This window comes from Vibrio sp. GLN_1, assembly GCF_043106015.1.
Lineage (GTDB): Bacteria > Pseudomonadota > Gammaproteobacteria > Enterobacterales > Vibrionaceae > Vibrio > Vibrio parahaemolyticus.
Window position 1 is genome coordinate 261,935 of sequence record NZ_JBICMD010000036.1, and the last position, 16,729, is coordinate 278,663.

The window sequence follows — 16,729 nt, forward strand, 5'->3', positions numbered from 1 at the left end:
AAAACAACAATCTAAGGGATGAACATGAAACCGAGTTTTATTGCGCTTGCTGTCGCGTCTTGTATTGGTCTTGCTGGGTGTGGGTCAGATTCCTCTGATGCGCCTGTGCCGGTCGACAAACCAATTATTTCAGCCGACTTATATTTACGCGGTTTAAATGGGGATTGGGGGACGGCAGAGCATGCCAAGCTAAACTATTTGGGTAATAACGAGTACGAAACCGTACTGCGCGTCGCTCGAGGTAGCAATCAGTTCAAGATTGCTGATCCGGGTTGGCAGATCCAATACACCTATTTTGAGGAGCCCGCGGCGTTCGATAAAGCTCAAGAGTACCTGCCAAAACCAGACACGAATGAAGCGTGTATGAACGATGATTGCAACTCTGAGATCACGTTTGAAGACAAAGGGTATTACAAGTTTTCTGTGAGCTTTGCCGATGAAAGTCGTGCGACAATGACTGTGACGAAAGCAACGCAAGAAGAAGCGGAAAAATACTACTCTGATGCGATTCTCGACCCTGCAATGGTGCATGAAGGGCATCAGAATAAAGAAGTGAAACTGTTCGCCAATTACGATGACTCGAGTGATACCGTGATTTTTTCGGTGAAAGATCCTAAAGCTGAGCTGCGTGAATTTGGTATTTCAACGACGACAGAATTGCGTGATGCGCTCGACCAAGGCTTAGTGATTAATGAGCAAACAGGGCCGCGAGTGGTGTCGGGTGATGTCGCGTTTGACGCGTTGTTTGCGTTGACGATGAAAGAGCTAGACCAGCTTGCTGTTTCTGAAATCAAAGACGGCAATTACAACTACAACAACCCAATCAAAGCGGAAGTTTTTGAGACGGGCGCGAAGTGGCATTACGTGTGGACGCGTGATTTGGCGTACGCAGCAGACCTTTCGCTTGCATTGATGAATCCAACTCGCGTGCAAAATGGTTTGAATTTCAAATTGTCCGCTTTCCGCGACACGACCGATCAGCAATACGATGGCGAGCAGATTGTGCAAGATACGGGCACTGGCGGCAGCTGGCCAATTAGTACCGACCGCACGACTTGGGCGCTTGGTGCAGAACGCTTACTTTCGGCATTGGATGGAGAAGAGTACAACCAATTTGCCGAGCGCGCTTACAAAGCGATCAGTAATACACTTGAAGCCGATCGCCTGGCGGCTTTTGATGCGAAATCTGGTTTATACACTGGTGAGCAATCATTCCTTGATTGGCGTGAGCAAACGTATTCAACGTGGACGCCAAACGATGTCAATGCGATTGGTAGCAGCAAAGCGTTATCGACAAACGTGGTTCACTACCGCGCGATTCAGCTCGCGGCTAAGTTGGCAGAGAAGTACGATTCAACCAACGCGGTCAAATACACCGAGTGGGCTGCACAGCTAAAAACCGCTATCAACGAGCAGTTTTGGAATGCCGAACGCGGTATGTACGTAAGTTATTTGTTTGATAATGGCAAAGACATCGCGGTCGACAAATATGACATGTTGGGCGAAGCACTTGCGATCATCAGTGGTGTGGCAAGTGATGCGCAGGCGAAACAAATCATGGCCAATTACCCACACAGTGAGTTTGGCGTGCCGGTTTATTTCCCTCAACAACCAGACGTGCCTGTGTACCATAACCGCGCAATTTGGCCATTTGTTACCGCGTACAGCTTGCGCGCCGCGCATCAAACACAAAACGTGGCAGCAGCGAACAATGCCATTCAATCGTTGGTTCGTGGTACGGCAACCAACTTATCCAACATGGAGAACTTAGAGTGGCTTTCTGGTAAGTCATTCATCATCCATAGTGATCATGGAGAAGATCCGAGCTTGGATGGCCCAGTGATTAACTCTCAGCGTCAGCTTTGGTCTGTGGGTGGCTACTTGAACATGGTGGTAGAGACCCTATTCGGCATCCATACCGAAACGGGTAAGTTGGAAGTGAAGCCGTTTATCACAAGTTGGGTGCGCAATAACTTGTTGGCTCAGTCTGAACAAATCACGTTGGAAAATTTTGCCTTCAAAGGAAAGAACTACTCGATAACGATTGACTTGCCTGAAGTAAGCAAAGATGAAACAGGTTACTACCCAGTTGAAAATGTCACGATGGACGAAAAGGGGCATTTCCACGTGACACTGGGCGCGCTTGTGAATGTAGATAGCAGCATTACTTTAGTTTCTGGGGTGAAACCGTATGTGAGTGAAGACAGTCGCGTTTATTCTCCGCAAGAGCCAACATTGGTGGTAAAAAGCGTTGAGAATTCGGTTTCGATTGACGTGACGAGCAAGTACAACGTGAACTTGTATCGCAATGGCGAGCTGATTCAAAAGAACGTGATTGCTCAATCTTATTCCGACACGCCAACAGGTTTTGCTTGTTATTTGGCTGAAAGCATTAACGATAAAGGCTTCCGTTCTAACCCAAGCCAACCAGTTTGTGTCGGTGAAGAGATCCGCATCAAACTTGATGGCGAATATCAGCCACTCAAAGACAATGTCTCAGTGGTTACGGTGAGCAAAGACAGCGGCGTCGTAAAAGGTGCAGAGTCGTTTACAGCTCCTGTAACGGGCACTTACCAGTTCGATGCTTGGTACAACAATAACCTAGGGCAACTTAATACTGGTATCACGAACACCGTGAAATTGTTAGAGGTATTGGATGATGCAGGTAAAGTGGTTGGCCAAGGTTACTTGCAGATGGGCCATATTGGTGAAAACCAAGGTATGCGTTACTCGACGCCAATTGAAGTAGCGTTGGAGCAGGGGAAAACCTATCAGATCGCGCTGAAGGACCACTTCAATATGAGTTACCTCACATCGAATGAAACCTACATCTACGCTGGTGGTATTGAGGGTGAAAAGAACGAAGCGCAAATCGCAGATATTCGAATCACACCTTTAATGTAGGCTGTTTTAACAAAGCTGCGTTCTAAAAACTGTGTTCTAAGAAAAACAAAGCCGCTGAGATTATCAGCGGCTTTGTTGTATTTGCTATCGGGGGCCGTTTACAGATTAGTTTGCCGCCTGCGGACGAGGCTTACGACGCTGGCCTGATGGTTTGTTTCCTGCAGGCTTAGCATTGTTTGGCTTGCGGTTACCAGACGGTTTACCAGCGTTGCCACTCTTATTACCGTTTGGTCTATTTCCACTCGGTTTATTGCCATTCGGCTTGTTGCCGTTAGGTTTGCGGTCATCTGGTTTACTGTTTGCACGACCTTGGCCTTCACGGTTGCCTTTAGGCTTGCCCGCACCGCCTTGGTTGGTGCTGTTTTTGTTGCCGTTGTTACCACCGTTGAAGCGACGTTTAGGTTTGTTTGCGTCATTGCCCGCTTTCTTTTCGGTTGCCGGAGCGTTTTCGCCCTCAGCATTTGGCGCTTTTGGTTTTTTCGGCTTCTTAGGTTTTTTCGGTTTGATTGGGCGCGTATCCAGTTTGGATTCTGGCACCACATTGGTTGGTGCAAAACCTTCCAACTCTTTACGTGGTAGCACTTCTTTAATCAAACGTTCAATCGCAAACAGCTCAGATGCTTCTAGCGCACACACCAGTGAAATCGCTTTACCTACTTCGCCCGCGCGGCCAGTACGACCAATGCGGTGAACGTAGTCTTCTGCCACTTTAGGTAGCTCAAAGTTCACCACTTGCGGTAATTGAGGAATATCGATACCGCGTGCAGCAATGTCCGTCGCGACCAACACACGAATTTCACCCGATTTAAAATCCGCCAGTGCTTTGGTACGCGCGCCTTGGCTCTTGTTACCGTGGATGGCAGCAGCAGGTAGATTTTGTTCGATCAGGAACTTCGCCAGACGGTTTGCGCCGTGTTTCGTTTTCGTAAACACCAGCACTTGCTTCCAATCGCCGTCTTTGATCAATTTAACCAACATCGGTGCTTTCTTCTTCACGTCTGCTGGGTAGATGCTTTGCTCAACCGTTCTCGCCGTCGAGTTTGCCGGGTTCACTGAAATCTCAACCGGGTTGTTCACCAAGCCTTTCGCAAGGTCGCGGATTTCATCCGAGAAAGTCGCCGAGAAAAGTAGGTTCTGACGTTGTTTTGGTAGCAGAGCTAGGATCTTACGAATGTCACGGATAAAGCCCATATCCAACATACGGTCTGCTTCATCCAGTACCAGAACTTCTAGTTGGTCGAACTTCACCGCATTTTGGTTGTACAAATCCATCAGGCGGCCTGGCGTCGCAACCAACACATCCGCACCTTTGCGAAGACGCAGCATTTGCGGGTTGATCTTCACACCACCAAAAACAACCGCACTGCTTAGTGGGAGGTGACGGCCGTACATAAACACGTTTTCTTGCACCTGAGCCGCAAGTTCACGCGTTGGCGTCAGGATAAGTGCACGAACTTGGTTAGCACGAACGCGAGGGCCGTTCGATAAACGCTCAAGAATCGGTAGCGTAAAGCCTGCAGTTTTACCTGTACCAGTCTGCGCTGCTGCCATTACGTCTTTCCCTTCCAAAATAGCAGGAATTGCTTTTGCCTGAATTGGCGAAGGGGTGTCGTAGCCTTTCTCTTGAATAGCTTTAAGGATTGGAGCAGATAGACCTAACGAGGTAAAACCCATATGTATGATTCTCAATTGTAGAGTTAGATAACAACGCGCCGAAAACAAATCGGTGCGAAAAGTGCGACATTCTGAGGCTTTTACGCGCAGGCTTCAACTAATTCCGTCATGGATAAATATTTGAACTGGATCTCATTTATTTTTGGCAGGCAAAAATAGGTGCTTTACCTAAACTTAGCTTGAGGTTCTAGAGTTGAATTAAGAACAAAAAACAAGAACCCAAAGGAAAACATACATGAACAGTTATGTAGAACACGCCAATATCTCAGTCGTTGACGCACAAAAGATGATCCAATTTTTGACCGCCGCTATCCCTGAATGGAAAGTACGCGGCGGCGGAGAAATAGATAATTGGTTTGGCCGACCAATTGAATGGTTTCACGTAGGTGATGATCATTCTTATATTGCCATCTCGTCAGGAGGAAAAGGCGACGCTACTCATTGGACGTCACACTTCACAGGTTTTAAACACATAGGGATTGTGGTGCCGGATGTAGAAGCCCTCATCGAAAGGCTAAGCAAAGCAGGTTATGAGCTCGACCACCGAGGCGACGAACACCCATTTAGAAAGAACGTCTACTATCTAGAAGACCACGGTATGCTGTTTGAGTTTATCGAGTACTTCTCGGAGAAAGGCAGCGAACGAAATGACTATATCCAATAGCTAGAAGCTGTTCGGAGCAAGGGTGAGGCTTGCTCCTTTCATTACTTAGCTTTTGCATGCGTTAAAAACGCACTCGTCAATTGCTGAAAGAGTGAATCTACCGATGGGCGGTCGGATATATGATGGAAGAGCGGTGTGTGGACATCACCACGAATATCATCGTCATGACCACAAAGCTGATTACATAATCGTACTGGTTCGACAATCTTCTCGACGTCGGCATCAATCAGAATGCATGCTTGTGACAATACCACTTGTCCGCCGCCTTTTTTAAGTAAAACACGCTGCGCGGTTCCCACGACTTTTTGCCCGCCAATGTTGAGGTTGTACTCGCCATCGCAGTAGGAATAAGGCGTAGCATGAACATCCACTTTCACGCCGAGCTGTTTAAAGAAAACCTTTAATATCGCACATAAATCGAGATACGCTTTCTTGATGTTGTAAGGCTCACCTTCTGGCCAGTGATAGATGTGGGATAGATTAATAATACCCGGTACCTGAGGGACTGGTGCACCACCGGTTTTACGAGAAAAGAGCTTCCAGCCAGACGTATTTAACGCATGTTCCAATTCATTAGACACTGGCCATTTCTTGCCCGCGGGAAGCACGAGCGTCGGGCTTTTTACTTGCCAAAGTAATAGCACTTGCGAGAGTTGGTTGGATTGAACTTGTTTAATTAGCTCATCTTCTTTTTCAAATGCATCAGCGACTTCCGTAGCTGTGAAGCGAATTAGCTTATTCTTAGCAACCAAAACTCTATCCCTCGTGTGTATTTAATCGTTACTGTTTTATCTCAGATACAGTTTTATTGCTAGGTCTGTGATTGCGAGGTTTTTACTCGTTAGATGCGTGGCCACTTTTTGGGTTTTTCCGTTGTCCATTAGTTCTACTTGAACGCGCGATAGAAATATTTTGTTGGTCATCGCATAAGCAACTCATAAAATCCGCCATCTATAAAATTTTTTGGCGATATGAATATGAAAAAGCGAGTGATGTGTCTCGCGTTAGCGGCATCATTAACGGGGTGTGTGACGTTCCCAACTCAAGAATCTGAGCAAGTACAGGTGCTTTGGGATAATGTGAATGCGATTGAAAACTGTGAACTAATGGGTACCGTGATTGGCTCAGAAGGGCACTTTTACGACTACTGGCTTCACGCAGATAAAGACATGGTTTGGGGTACACTAAACCAAATGCGCATCAAGGCAGCAGATTTAGGCGCAGATACCTTGTATTTATACCAACCGTTAAGCTTTTCTACGTCAGTGACGATGTTTGCAAACGCTTACAAGTGCAAACAGTAGCGATTTGCTTGCTCATAACTGAAAGACAGGCGTCGCTCGCCTGTCTTTCTCTCTCGCCGTTAATTCACATTGGCTGTTGCTACCGCGATAGAGTCGGAAAACGACAGCGTGAAATCTTGCTCTGTATTGAGCACTTTGGCCGGAAACTCTAAGCTTAATTGCGCGTGCGGCGCGACTTCCGAAGCAATACTGGTGACGAATTTTCGAGTTTCTCCTGGAGAGATCGACAAGCTGTTTCCACCTTTGGATGAAAGCTCGGCAATGCCCATCGTTTGCAGCGTGTTGCCTGCCGTATCAGCCAGATGCAGCAAAGATTCTGACTTATAGACCAACTCTCCACTTTCGGTGCGATATGCACTAAATGTGTTGAAGTTTGGCTGTAATGAACCTTGAGAACCTACGTTTGTGACGGAGAACATCACGTTAGAACCATCAAAATTCTCGACTTTCACCAACACGTTACCGTCTTGGTAACGAGCGGCTGCCGCAGCACTTGCTTGCTGTTTCTGCCTCTGTTTTTCTTTTTCAATGTTGCTCAATTGGTTTTGCTCGTTTGCTAGGCGGTTTTCAGCCATCGCGTACGATTGATCTACCATTGCCAACAGCGCTGGGATTGAATACAGCGTTAGACCTTCCAAATGGTCAAAGTCGATTTTGGCATGCTGAGTAAGTTCGTGATTCGAGAACTGGCAGTAGCCATCAATCAAGCTAACGAACGCGACTTCATAAGTGCCCTGTAATCGGCTTACTTCCTGTGCGGCTTTTTCTAAATCTGAGCGTACTTTTCTGATCTCTTCCAATGTCTTTTGTGGCAAACGTCCATTGGGCGATACATCATTGGAAACCGAGACCAATTCTTCGGTTACAAATGGATTGTTTTGGGCTGGAATCACCGTGGTGATGCGGTTGGATTTGGTGATGTCTTCGCCCAGTAAGACCATCATTTTTTGCGATACGGCGGTTGTGTTGCCCGCTAATACGTCACTACAGTTTGGAGACGTACTCGCATACGCGGCGAATGCGGTAAAAAGTGAAAAGATAACGGACCAGCCAGTGGTGACGAGTCCTGTCGTGGTTCGAGTGTTCATCCTGATAACCCCTCTGTCATTTGGTGCGATTCACTGACGTAATTGCCAATCAAGCGACTGGCTCGCGACATTCAGAATGGTTTTGGTCAATCCTTCGTAGTGGGCATGCCCGCAGATGCTTTCTAGTCGTTTTCTCAATCGCTAAGCCACGACTGAGTAAAGTGTCTGAAATTGAGAGCATTAATGCTGCGAAGTTGATGTCTTTTGTCTGAAAGATAGACGTAACTTTTCTAACCATCAAATACGTGATTAGGTTCTCATTTTTATATGAGTGATAGGATCAAGAGAAAACAGGCACTTACTGTAGAGAGTTGATTTGAAGGAAAAATATAAATTTTTTTGGGGAACTTTTTTGATGCTGCCTTTGAGACTTTTTTCGAATCTCAAAGGCAGGTTCTAACGCGCGGTACTCAATTACAAAGCGTTAAGTACATCCGCAAGTCGAGTGACAGCCGTCGTCAGCTCTTCTGGTGTGGCATTGGTAAAGTTAAGACGCAGAGCGGCTTTTACCTTGGAACCTTCCGGATAGAATACCGGGCTTGGCACCACAGCAACCCAGTTTGCGAGTAGAGTTTTCGCCAGTTCGAACGTGTCGCATTCTGGAATTTCGACCCAGACAAACATGCCACCATCGACAGGTTTGAGTACGCAACTTTCTGGCAGCTGCTTTTGCAGCTCAGCAAACATGACATCGTAACGCGATTTGTAAAGCGCACAGATGGTTGAAATGTGTGTTTCGAAATTGTCATGCTGAAGTAGACCATGCAGCAATGCTTGCATAGGAATACTAGAGTGCAGATCTGCACCTTGTTTGATTTTGATGAGTGGCTCAAGGTAACTGCGTTTGCCGGTAACCACACCAATACGCAAGCCTGGTGAGGCGATTTTGGAGAATGAACGCAACACGATCGAGTGCTGCGGGCAGAAATCCGAAACCAGCGGCAGTGCTTCACCAGAAAAACGCAGCTCGCGGTATGGTGCGTCTTCAATGAATACAACGTCGTATTGGATACAAAGCTCGGCAACTTTTTGGCGAGTCTCTAGCGCCCAGCATACGCCCGTTGGGTTGTGAAAATCGGGTACGGCGTAGAACATTTTTGGTTGCTGTGTGGAAAAGCATTGCTCGAGTTCTTCAAGGTTTGGGCCACACTCAGTTTGCGAAACGGTCACGATATTGGCTTGCACTAAACCGAATACTTGCATAGCACCAAGGTAGCTTGGTGCTTCCATCACCACTTTATCGCCCGGATTCACGTACGCACGCGCAATCAAATCTAGCCCTTGCTGAGAACCCGTTGTGATCATCGCCAAATGAGATTCTGGCAGTTGGTAATAATCGGTCAAAAAGTTAAGTAGCGGTGCGTAGCCTGCTGTTGCGCCGTATTGAAACACCTCTGGCATGTTCGCGAGGTTTTCGAGCGTCGGTTTCATCAAGTCGATCGGGAAGGTTTTTTCGTCCGGTAAGCCACCCGCAAGAGAAATGACATTCTTATCGCTCGCTGCTGCGAGGATCTCTCGAATGTAGGATGACTTAGTTTGTTGTAATGACTGTGCGATTTCCATGTGCTGTGCTTCTCGTAATTGTCTTTTTTTATGTCAGAAATAGTATAGGTAAATTGCCAAGCTTGGTGTGTCCATTTATGCTGTTAAACATGTCCATTTATGCTATTTGAGCGAAAGTTTACTCCGTGAGCCATCAACAAGTTTCCAGAATCAATGACGTGCTGTTTTACATTCACCAGGACATTAGCAGAGATTTATCAGCTAAAGAGCTAGCAGATGTAGCAGCCTATTCTGAACAACACTTCCATCGTATTTTTAAAGATGTCGTGGGGGAGTCCATCCATCAATATATCCGCCGTACCAGAATGGAATACGCCGCCAATCAACTGATGTTTGATACCGGCTCATCGGTGCTAGACATTGCTAACAAGTGCGGCTTTAACTCGGTATCTTCTTTTAGCCGAGCGTTTAAAGCGACGTTCGCTATGTCACCTGGTGCGTGGCGAAAGCATGATTTACAAGTCGCGGAAAAACCGTATTTGAAGGATCCGGAAGTAGCAGCGGGTTATCATCGGGTTGCGAAACGCGAGTTGCCAGAACCAAAAATTATAGAGGTCCCACAACGCTTTGCGGCGTATGTTCGACATGAGGGCTATAACCGTTCCATTCGCAATGCGTGGCTGATTTTGAAAGCGTGGGCAAGTTCTGAGAATCGGGACTTTTCGGTTCAATATGGTTTGCATCACTCCAACCCTGCTTGGGTTGAGCTCGACAAGTGTCGTTATGTGGCTTGTATGGCGATTGATAGGCCGCTCAAAGTACGCGGTGTCGTGAATCAAATGACGATTCCGGGTGGTTTACATGCCGTTTTTCGCTTAACGGGAGTATATGGTGAGCTTCTTCCTCAACTGAGTATGGTATTAGAGAAGTGGTTGCCTAACTCAGGCTTTAAGCAACGTTCCACGCCCGCTTATGTTCATTATCATAAAAACCATTTCCTCAGCCATGATGAGGCGTTTGAGCTGGATTTCTATCTACCCATCAGTTTTTTCTAAGCATCAGAAACACGCGGCTTGGCGAAAAGAATGCAGTCGCATGGAACGAAAAGGCAGAGCCCAAAACAAGCGCTGCCTTATTTTTAGAATCTCTTGATAGGTGGTTAGAAATTGGCATCCGTATCAGCACCAGCCGATACTGTTAACCCACTTGTTGCTTGATAAATACTGAAGGTTTCTCCGGCGACAATACCTTCTTCAGAGTCATCATTTGCAGTACAGGTATAGCCAACCGAGTAGGTGCCGGGTTCTACAAAACCAAACTCGTATTCGTAATTGACTTGCTCCATATCAGGAACCACGTTAGCTGCTGCAATTGGTGTGGCTTTCCCGTCTTCGCCAGCAAATGGCCCCATGTCCTCTTTGGCGACGCTGCCTTTATATAAGTAAACGGCGTGCGCATATTCGTTTGTACTGGACGTATCAATTTCGCAATCTGCATAGGTTTGTGCGGCGACATCGCCCTGAATTTCACCTGTTGTAACGGTGTTGATCAAAGTCACCGAAGTGCGCTGAATACTGTACCCTTCGTTTTGACCCGTTCCGTCTTTTAAGCCTCGACGCAGATCAAACTCGACCACGAATTCATTGTTATCAGGATTAACCGCAAAGGTGTTATTAAAGAACAATACCCCAGAGTTAGGCTCTTTACCCACGCCTTGAGGACAAGCACCATCGCCTTTGACGGTCAGTGGGATTTGATTTCCTGTCGCTTCGTCAATCACATACGATGGGTAGTCGGGGTGATCGCCATCATTGGCAAACACACACAACTTGTAGTTGCCAGAAGGAATCACTTCATCTTCAACCAGCTCTTGAACATCACTGCCTTGATAGTTGAGCAAGTTAACACTTAACGGCAGAGGATCTTCACCATCAGGAATCGGATCGCCGTTTTCATCCACGTAATTGCCTTCTTCATCGGTTTTATACACCTCAAAAATTTGTGGTGATCCGCCATCAAGAGGAAGGAAAGCGACTTTGCTGTAAGTGATGACCACTTCGGAAACGTCGTCTATAGGCGCATCAGAGACGGATAGAGTGACAGGGGTTGTCGTGGTGATGGTATTACTGTCAGAGTTACAGCCAAAGAGCGCTACTACCACCGCTGCACCAACTAGGCTGAATTTTATGGTGTTCATTGGGGTTACCTTCTTAGTGGGAAGTCTATTAAATGTAGTAGAAAATGATGAGATTTTGCGCAGGAGACGGGAGCTTTTGAATACCAAGTAGTTAAGATATTGTAAATTAAATACGTTGCGTAAAAGTGTGGTCAACTCGACGATATCACCCCGAATGAAGTGCTATGGTTAATATTGAATTGCTTAAAAAATAAGCAAGACAAACATCAATAACGCCACTCAAGAGGTCTCTATGTTAGGTGAAAATCACTCATTAACCCATGAATTCCCAGAACATTTGGATACCATCACTCAGCTTAGCCAAAACGATGCATCATTTGCTGAAAACGTTAAAAACTACAACGCACTCGATAAGGAGATTCGTGTATTAGAGCTGCAAGGCAGCCCGATAGACGACCACTCCATGAATGTGCTCAAGCATAATCGAGCGGAGCTAAAAGACTGGCTGCACTCCCGAATTATGGGTTCTTAACCAAGCAATGAGTATCGGCTCGTATTAACGAGCCGATTTTACTTGTTTGTTATGTTCTTAGAGTTTCGCATTTCCATTCAACTTCCGAGCGGCAAATGTCCTGTTTTCACCCAAATTACCGTTTCTTCCTCTACAAAAGGGAAGTGCTCACTCATGTGGGGTGATCGCAACCAAGTATGTGTTGGGTATATACCTAGCTCATCCCTAAACTCGCCAGATAACACAAAAATTTCTTCTCCACCAAAGTGTCTGTGAGGTTGAAACTTTTCGCCTTTGGGCCACTTCACCAACGCAACGTGCTCGTGCTTAAAATCATGTAAAGGCATCACTTGTAGTCCGCCAATGCCAGGCAACCATTCTGTTTCTCGAGTATTGATTCGAACAGTTTTAAGATCGTTCGGATCAAATTGATTGAGCTTGACCAAAATGACACAACCTTTCTCGCTAAACGGCGCGTGCAGACTGCCGGGTGGGTTACGAAGATAAGAACCCGCGGGATAGTCGCCATTTTCGTCAGAGAAGACACCATCGAGCACAAAAATTTCTTCTCCGTAAGGGTGAAGGTGAGGAGAAAAACGCGATCCTGCTTCGTACTTCACTACACTGGTTACGTGACCAGATTCTTTTGCCTCTCGCTCCAATGGCTTACGCCACACTCCTTGAGAGGGGCTAGCAACCCAATTTTGTCTGCCTGTTTCGATGACGACCCTTTGAGAAAAATCCATATTCAACATACTGAAATACCGTTACTTATTTTGTCGGTTCTTGATCCAATTATATGTTTAAAAACGTAATTTGATGCAATGGTTGGTTAAGCAATGTTCAACGGTTTTCTGAATACAAATGGGTTCTATTTCCAATTATTCCTTGTGTAATGATAATTGTTATATTATAACAACTCAAAAATCATATGTTATAACATAACAATAAGGAAAAAGTAGTGAATAAAAAATTGGTTTCTCTAGTCATCGGTAGCATTTTTGCATCCCCTGTTTTTGCCGATACGTTGTCGAATCCACAAATTGGTGTCGTTTTGGACGGATATTACCAAGATGGACAACGTCATAACTCAGAGCGAGAGGAAGGGTTTGGCTTGGGTCATACCGAGCTTAGTTTGTCTGCAAACATTGACGATAAATTCCATGGCGCTTTGACGACAGTGCTGGAAAGCCATGCTGACGACACCGAACTGATGTTGGAAGAAGCGTTTATCGAAACCTTGGCTTTGCCTTACGGCTTTAATGTCCGAGCGGGGCGTTTTCTTTCCGATTTTGGTTACTTGAACAACCAACACATGCATACCGATAGTTTTGTTGAGCGTCCATTAGCGTACCGAACGTTTCTTGGTTCGCATTACTATGATGATGGCGTGAGAGCGGGCCTTGTTCTTCCGACAGATCTGTTTGTGAAATTTGGTGTTGAGGCGCTAAGTGGCAGCAAGATGTCGGCCGTGGATGAGGGTTCTGACGTTGGTGTATTTACCTCAACATTAAAACTAGGTAGCGACATTTCAGATTCTTCTAGTTGGCAATTTGGCTTGAGTTACCTGCGAAACAAAAACGGCAAGGTGGAAGAATTTGCTGACCATGATCATCATGCTGATACCGGTCATGACCATGAACATAGCCACACTGCTGCGATTACTGGCGCGAATCTTTATGGTGCTGATTTTGTTTGGAAATGGGCCCCGGATGGTAACTACAAGTACCGCAACTTTACGTTTTCTGCCGAGTACATGTTGTTGGATGGTGTGGTCGACAGCAAATTTAAAGATGAAGCTGAATCCCCTGATAACTTAACAGCATATTACGTTTCGGGTGTATACCGATTTAACCCTAGCTGGTCTGCTGGCGTTCGTTACGGCGAAGCGGAAAGCTACGATGGTCATGCTCATGGTGACCACATGCATTTCACTGCGCTAAATGATAAAGAAGTCGATGCGATGATTGCGTGGGATTCCTCGCACTTTGGTACTGTTCGTGCGCAGTACACGCGTGCAGAAAACCAAGACAAAGAAAAAGAGAACGTCTTTACATTGCAATACGTCATGACTTTTGGGGCGCACGGTGCTCATGCGTTCTAAGTCATTAACCTTTATCTCTAAAGGTTTAGGCACAATGGCAGCGATTGCTGCCATTGTTTCTTCTCCAACATGGGCTTTGGATATTTTTGTTTGTGAGCCGGAATGGAAAGCTTTATTGCAACGCCACGCTCCGGAAGCAAATATCTATTCTGCTACTACCGATAAACAAGATCCACATTACGTGCAAGCTCGCCCTTCGTTGATTGCGAAAATGCGTCAAGCCGATTTGGCTATGTGTTCTGGAGCAGAGCTAGAAGTAGGGTGGTTGCCTATGCTACAGGCACGAAGCTCAAATGCTGCGGTGCAAAATGGGGCAAAAAGCATGATTTACGCTGCCAGTTTTGTACGTATGCTGGATACACATCAACATGTGGATCGCAGTATGGGTGACATTCATGCGCATGGTAATCCGCACGTGCAGTTTGCGGCGAATGACATGATTACGCTTTCGCGCGTTGTGACTCAGCGTTTGCAAGCGGTTGATCCTGAAAATGCGCCAACCTACCAGCTCAATGGGATGAAGTTTCGTGCGCATTGGCGAAAAAAACTCAACGAATGGGAAGCAAAAGCTCAACCATTACAGGGGAAACGGATCGTTGGATATCACTCCACTTACCGATATTTGTTCGATTGGCTGGGCATGGTTCAAGTCGCGGATCTTGAACCGAAACCAGGGGTATCGCCGACGACCTCGCATCTGCAATCACTGACAAAGTTGGACGCAAGTTCGTTTGATGCGATTGTGTATTCGTCTCACCAAGATCAACGCCCCGCAATGTGGTTGCAACAACGAACAAACAAACCTGTCGTCCAATTGCCTTTGACGGTCTCAAAAGAGCAGAACTTAGATGAGCTGTACGATGAAGTGATTGCCGAGTTACTCGATGTGTTTGTTTCTCCTAGCGCTGTGAAGTTTTGATCATGACTGAATACGCATGGTTAGCGCCGGCTATTTTGTGCGGCGTGATTGCGCTAATTGGTAACGTCGTACTGGGCCAGCAAGTATTAAAGCGGCAGATCATTTTCATCGACCTTGCGGTGGCTCAAGTCGCAGCATTGGGTGCGGCGCTTAGTCATTATTGGCTAAACTCATCTACTTTGTACGTGAGGATTCCTTGGTTATCGGAATCTTGGCTTGGTGCAATGCTTGGCCCTTGGATAATGTCGTTATTGTTATGCGGATTGATTGCTGCATTAGAAAAGCGAAATCATCCGCATCTTGAGCCGATGATTGGCAGCTTGTTTGTGGTATCTGCCTCTTTGGCGGTGTTACTTGTTAGCAAAGACCCACATGGTGCTGATTTCATTCAAGGGATTTTGAATGGTCAGCTACTGTGGTCGACATGGCAAGATGTTTGGCCGTTGACGGTAATCACTGGTGCGATGTTGTTGCTAGTACGTACAAGGCCCGAATTTATGCGTGGTAGCGGTTTTTATCTCATCTTCGCTATTTTGATGCCGATCACCGTCAAACTGACGGGAATTTACCTAGAGTTTGCTTTATTGGTGATTCCCGCTTTATGCGCTGCGAGCCTTAAAGGTAGACGTTTTTTAACCGCCAGTTTAGGTATCGGAACAATTGGTATTTTGTTGGGGATAGCAGCTTCTGCAAAGTATGATTTGCCTAGTGGTGCAACGATTGTTATTACGCTGTTTATGATGGGTTTAGTTTTTAATATCTTCTCACCGCTGAGAAAAATCGTGTTGTTACAGATGAAGAGTTAATACAGAGCACCATTGGCGGTAATGGTGCTTTTTTTGCTTGTATTCAATGGGTTAGTGTCTTGCCCCATTTCTATGTTTCAGCATTCAACTTGAGAACCGCCAGAAACATCATCAAGTTGTCTTGATTCGTTCACATCAGACTTCCAGAATATTCCTATAGTTTCATTAACGAAATAAAATCCTTTGCGTATGAGAAGCACAAACCCACATAACGATAAGCGCCTAGGATCAAGCAAGTTTGTAATCTCAACATTTAAGGAAGACCAAGATGAAACACGACAAAGTCGCCGTAGTTACAGGGGCTGCTCGCGGTATAGGGCAGGCCATTTGCGAACAATTACTCGAAGATGGATTCCACGTCGTTGGGCTGGATATCTCGCCTGTGGAATGGAGCCAGTCGGCGCAGCTAAGCAGTTATCAAGTTAACTTGTGCGATGCCGCTGCTGTTAGCGAAGTGGTAGACAGTATTGTAGAGCAGCATGGAAGAATCGATGCGCTGGTTAATAATGCGGGTATTACTCGCGATGCATTGCTGCCAGACATGCTAGAACAAGATTGGGACAGCGTAATCGATGTGAACTTAAAGGCTGTGTTCTTACTTACTCAACGCGTCGCGCCAGTAATGCTAGAGCAGGGCGCAGGTAGCATTGTCAGCATTTCTTCTATCGTGGGTACGGATGGCAATATTGGGCAAAGTAACTACGGTGCAAGTAAAGGCGGCGTCATCTCAATGAGCAAAGGCTGGGCGAAAGAGCTATCGAGAAAAGGCGCTCAAATCCGAGTGAACTGTGTTGCCCCTGGTTTTATCACCACCGACATGACCAAGAACCTGCCAGAAAAAGTCATTCAAATGATGGAAAGTAAAACGCCCCTAGGACGTATGGGCTCGGTGCAAGATATCGCCAATGGCGTTGCGTTTCTGGTCTCTGATAAAAGTGCGTTTATAACCGGACAAGTGCTCAAGATTGATGGCGGTTTGGTGCTTTAATGTTCGAACCATAACCTCAAGTAAAAAATGCTCTTTGCTCAGGTGAAGGGCGTTTTTGTCTCAAGATAAATGCATACAAACATGGAGAGTTAAATTGCCAGTTATTTACTCGGTATAACAAAACGCA

General features: G+C 46.1%; 15 protein-coding genes. 9 read left to right on the plus strand and 6 right to left on the minus strand.

The genetic code is table 11. The annotated features are described in order from the left end of the window. Positions 1 to 24 precede the first annotated feature (24 nt). On the plus strand, positions 25 to 2,904 hold the full coding sequence (locus ACF8OV_RS19005; protein WP_274055998.1) for a Six-hairpin glycosidase-like protein: 2,880 nt from the start codon (positions 25 to 27) through the stop codon (positions 2,902 to 2,904). 105 nt (positions 2,905 to 3,009) lie between these two features. On the opposite strand, the gene ACF8OV_RS19010 is transcribed toward ACF8OV_RS19005, so the two are convergent. Continuing rightward, on the minus strand, positions 3,010 to 4,578 hold the full coding sequence (locus ACF8OV_RS19010) for a DEAD/DEAH box helicase (RefSeq protein WP_203504457.1): 1,569 nt from the start codon (positions 4,576 to 4,578) through the stop codon (positions 3,010 to 3,012). A gap of 235 nt (positions 4,579 to 4,813) precedes the next feature. Here ACF8OV_RS19010 and ACF8OV_RS19015 point away from each other — a divergent pair, with 235 nt between their 5' ends. Further along, positions 4,814 to 5,242 (plus strand): VOC family protein, encoded by a 429-nt coding sequence (locus tag ACF8OV_RS19015; protein ID WP_021452477.1) that lies wholly within the window; start codon positions 4,814 to 4,816, stop codon positions 5,240 to 5,242. 41 nt (positions 5,243 to 5,283) lie between these two features. On the opposite strand, the gene ACF8OV_RS19020 is transcribed toward ACF8OV_RS19015, so the two are convergent. Then, a complete protein-coding gene (locus tag ACF8OV_RS19020; RefSeq protein ID WP_203504458.1) occupies positions 5,284 to 5,994 on the minus strand; it encodes a lipoate--protein ligase in 711 nt (236 codons plus the stop codon). A 225-nt stretch (positions 5,995 to 6,219) separates the two neighbouring features. Between ACF8OV_RS19020 and ACF8OV_RS19025 the strand changes: the two genes are divergently transcribed. Then, positions 6,220 to 6,546, plus strand: coding sequence for a DUF4156 domain-containing protein (locus ACF8OV_RS19025; protein ID WP_020834976.1), 327 nt, complete (start codon positions 6,220 to 6,222; stop codon positions 6,544 to 6,546). Between the two features lie 59 nt (positions 6,547 to 6,605). Here ACF8OV_RS19025 and ACF8OV_RS19030 read toward each other — a convergent pair whose 3' ends face one another. Next, positions 6,606 to 7,634 carry a hypothetical protein gene (locus ACF8OV_RS19030; RefSeq protein WP_023585592.1) on the minus strand — a complete coding sequence of 343 codons (1,029 nt, stop codon included), beginning with the start codon at positions 7,632 to 7,634 and terminating at the stop codon, positions 6,606 to 6,608. A gap of 414 nt (positions 7,635 to 8,048) precedes the next feature. After that, complete coding sequence (locus ACF8OV_RS19035) at positions 8,049 to 9,197, minus strand: PLP-dependent aminotransferase family protein (RefSeq protein ID WP_025526687.1); 1,149 nt, start codon at positions 9,195 to 9,197, stop codon at positions 8,049 to 8,051. 125 nt (positions 9,198 to 9,322) lie between these two features. Here ACF8OV_RS19035 and ACF8OV_RS19040 point away from each other — a divergent pair, with 125 nt between their 5' ends. After that, on the plus strand, positions 9,323 to 10,192 hold the full coding sequence (locus ACF8OV_RS19040) for a GyrI-like domain-containing protein (protein WP_025547104.1): 870 nt from the start codon (positions 9,323 to 9,325) through the stop codon (positions 10,190 to 10,192). Between the two features lie 104 nt (positions 10,193 to 10,296). Here ACF8OV_RS19040 and ACF8OV_RS19045 read toward each other — a convergent pair whose 3' ends face one another. Further along, positions 10,297 to 11,334, minus strand: a complete 1,038-nt coding sequence (locus ACF8OV_RS19045) for a DUF4382 domain-containing protein (RefSeq protein ID WP_025526689.1) — start codon at positions 11,332 to 11,334, stop codon at positions 10,297 to 10,299. 232 nt (positions 11,335 to 11,566) lie between these two features. Here ACF8OV_RS19045 and ACF8OV_RS19050 point away from each other — a divergent pair, with 232 nt between their 5' ends. Continuing rightward, positions 11,567 to 11,806, plus strand: coding sequence for a YdcH family protein (locus ACF8OV_RS19050; RefSeq protein ID WP_005464139.1), 240 nt, complete (start codon positions 11,567 to 11,569; stop codon positions 11,804 to 11,806). A 77-nt stretch (positions 11,807 to 11,883) separates the two neighbouring features. Here ACF8OV_RS19050 and ACF8OV_RS19055 read toward each other — a convergent pair whose 3' ends face one another. Continuing rightward, on the minus strand, positions 11,884 to 12,540 hold the full coding sequence (locus ACF8OV_RS19055; protein ID WP_180709098.1) for a cupin domain-containing protein: 657 nt from the start codon (positions 12,538 to 12,540) through the stop codon (positions 11,884 to 11,886). 206 nt (positions 12,541 to 12,746) lie between these two features. Between ACF8OV_RS19055 and ACF8OV_RS19060 the strand changes: the two genes are divergently transcribed. The 4 genes from ACF8OV_RS19060 to ACF8OV_RS19075 all read left to right on the plus strand — a co-directional run bounded on the left by ACF8OV_RS19060 (position 12,747) and on the right by ACF8OV_RS19075 (position 16,602). After that, positions 12,747 to 13,889: a hypothetical protein gene (locus ACF8OV_RS19060; protein ID WP_203504460.1), complete on the plus strand. Its 1,143-nt coding sequence runs from the start codon at positions 12,747 to 12,749 to the stop codon at positions 13,887 to 13,889. Continuing rightward, positions 13,879 to 14,808 (plus strand): metal ABC transporter solute-binding protein, Zn/Mn family, encoded by a 930-nt coding sequence (locus ACF8OV_RS19065; RefSeq protein ID WP_317676217.1) that lies wholly within the window; start codon positions 13,879 to 13,881, stop codon positions 14,806 to 14,808. Before ACF8OV_RS19060 ends, ACF8OV_RS19065 begins: the two co-directional genes overlap by 11 nt. A 2-nt stretch (positions 14,809 to 14,810) precedes the next feature. Beyond that, positions 14,811 to 15,614, plus strand: coding sequence for a metal ABC transporter permease (locus ACF8OV_RS19070; protein WP_025794202.1), 804 nt, complete (start codon positions 14,811 to 14,813; stop codon positions 15,612 to 15,614). A 268-nt stretch (positions 15,615 to 15,882) separates the two neighbouring features. Further along, positions 15,883 to 16,602 (plus strand): beta-ketoacyl-ACP reductase, encoded by a 720-nt coding sequence (locus ACF8OV_RS19075; protein ID WP_025505730.1) that lies wholly within the window; start codon positions 15,883 to 15,885, stop codon positions 16,600 to 16,602. Positions 16,603 to 16,729 lie beyond the last annotated feature (127 nt).